Source organism: Roseburia sp. 1XD42-69, from assembly GCF_003612565.1.
Lineage (GTDB): Bacteria > Bacillota > Clostridia > Lachnospirales > Lachnospiraceae > Roseburia_B.
Genome location: NZ_RAZG01000238.1, coordinates 1 through 925 on the forward strand (window position 1 = coordinate 1; position 925 = coordinate 925).

At 54.4% G+C, this 925-nt stretch carries 1 protein-coding gene; it reads left to right on the forward strand.

What is annotated here, in order from left to right; translation table 11 throughout:
* The first annotated feature begins 94 nt into the window (after window positions 1-94).
* Window positions 95-841 carry a hypothetical protein gene (locus tag D7Y06_RS25340; RefSeq protein ID WP_120410223.1) on the forward strand — a complete coding sequence of 249 codons (747 nt, stop codon included), beginning with the start codon at window positions 95-97 and terminating at the stop codon, window positions 839-841.
* Window positions 842-925 lie beyond the last annotated feature (84 nt).

The window sequence follows — 925 nt, forward strand, 5'->3', positions numbered from 1 at the left end:
GAGGCATCCTGTATCTTATTTAATTTGAAGAAAAAGAAGGGATTTTGGTTCAGATAAACTAACGAATAACAATATTGTCAGCCGGGCATCAGGGATGGCACCGGACGTGGGGAAGATTGAAAGCCGGATTGCGAAGCTGAGGGAAGAGGCGGAGGACTGCGGCAGGAGGCGGAAGAACCTGTATGAGGATTTCAAGGATGGCATCCTCACCAAAGAAGAGTATGCCATGCTCCGGGAGCAGTACCAGGAGCAGGCAGATGGGATGCGCTATGCCTGCGGGGTGTGCGGGAAGCGGCTGACCAGGAGGAACGGGACGGATCTTTACTGCAACCGGGGGTATATGCTGAGGGACTGTGAGTGCCGGCAGGTGGTAATGAAGGAGCCAGAGGCGGATGCAATCGTGCTGGGGGAATTGAAGAGGAAACTGCGTCGGGTTCTGGATGAGGAAGAGCTGAGGTTGGAGAAGCGGGCGGATGTGCTGGCAGCCGGGAGCAGGGTGGAGAGCCTGAGGAACGCGCTGGAGGCGGCGAAGAAGGCGAAGCAGAAGTTGTTTGAGAAGCTGGTGGACAGGGAGATTGAGCGGGCGGTGTTTTTGGAGAGGAAGAAGGGGTATGATGCGGAGATCGGAAGGCTGGAGCAGGAGATTTCGGATGCGGGGCTGGCGGAGAGGATTGACAGGGATGCGGACGGCGAGGCACGGGAGCGGGCGGATGTGGCGAGGTCTTTTCTGGATGTGGGGGAGATGACGGAGGAAATCTGGGAGCGGTTCGTGAAGGGGGCCTGTGTGTATCCGGATGGGAGGATTGAGGTTAGGTGGAATTTTGGGGATGAAATGGAGTGAGGAATGGGGAGTGTAAAATAAAGTGTGTAAGTTAGAAATACAATAAAACTAACTGCATACTTTATTTTTCTATATAAGGTGTGC